The organism is Kurthia sp. Dielmo (assembly GCF_000307285.2).
Lineage (GTDB): Bacteria > Bacillota > Bacilli > Bacillales_A > Planococcaceae > Kurthia > Kurthia populi.
Map to the genome: position 1 here is coordinate 1 of NZ_HE578972.1, position 1,394 is coordinate 1,394.

Here is a 1,394-nt window from a genome sequence, read left to right on the forward strand (position 1 = left end):
AAACGTTATCATGCTCTCCTGTATCGCGATAAATCTTTTCCCACACGTACTGGTCACTGGCCCCAACATAAAGTGAGTTATTACGGTACACAATGGCTTGCAGTTTTGCGGTGCCATCCCCTTCAATAATCCCATTTCGGATGATTGTACCAGCTGTCGCTTTCACCTCAATGCGATAAATTGGTTGCATGTGGTTCTTGATAGTATCTAGCTGCGCTTGTAGATTTTTGATGTCGTTCGGTGTTGAATAATTAAGCTCAATATATTCACCGAGCGTTACCTTATCTTTTGATGAATCACTGTTTGACGTATCTTTTTCAATAATACGGGCACCTACAACAAGTGGTGGCTTCATTTCAAAATCAATGACACGTACATGATCACCAAGCCAAGCTGGTTCTTCTTCATAACCTGCAGTTTCTTCAAGTAATGCCGTATCAACGGTATATTCATAACGTGGCTTATTACATTTATTCAGTTCTAATTTCGCTGCAGCATATAACGCACTGGCATGTTCAATTTCACTGAAATCCATATATTTCACTAAATACTCTTTGCCACCGTTATATAAATCGTTGGCTTCTGAATCATATAAGATGGCACTACCTTCATTGACATCTTGTATGGTCAGGTTATCTTTCCCGATTGGTTTAATAGCGGTATAAAATTCTGAAATGGACTGCGTACGTGTCACACCTGTAATATCTCGACGATATTCGAAACGTTTCCCGGTGTTGTTGCGTCCTCGTTCTTCAACTAAATCAAAGTATTTTCCGATGATTTTATTCGCACTATTCATGAGGACATACGCATCAATTTCGCCACCGTACTCTTTACAAATCCCTTGAATCGTTTCTTGTGCATTCGTATTTCCTTCAAACGTTTGATTTCTTAATTCGCCCAGGTACTCGCTATTGCGGATTTGCCAGCCACTGTTGGCCAAGCAATGTGCGAACGCATCCGGAAAATTAACAGTGCCTAATGTAGCGCGTGGCACAATCGTTTTTAGTAAATCATCTACAAAGGCATTTTCAGCCTTCGCTGTTTTCACATGAACATTGCCCAGTAGTCCACTCTCTACATCGATGATTCGGAATAAACGAAACTTATTCGTTTCATCTTCAAAGAGAACATAATTACTCGGTACGACATGATCGGCTTCTTCGAAGTTTTCTGGCACACTAAATTGATATGTGTCATAGAAATCTTCTAGTTTTTCATTCCGTACATCGTCGTAAAATGGACATGCTTGTGGACTATCGTTCGATAATGAAGCCTCAACTTTGTAATCTTCTGCAGCATATCGTGAACGTGCATCCGCTGTTAGTATTAATAAATTCATTCGGTGTCTCCTTTCAATCAAATAAAAAAGCCACTCTTATGAGTAGCTTTTA

1 protein-coding gene is annotated in these 1,394 nt (G+C 39.7%); it reads right to left on the reverse strand.

Annotated features, from left to right (window positions below):
- On the reverse strand, positions 1-1,342 hold a 1,342-nt coding region (locus tag KTHG_RS20850), incomplete at its 3' end, for a phage tail spike protein (protein ID WP_186439711.1).
- Positions 1,343-1,394 lie beyond the last annotated feature (52 nt).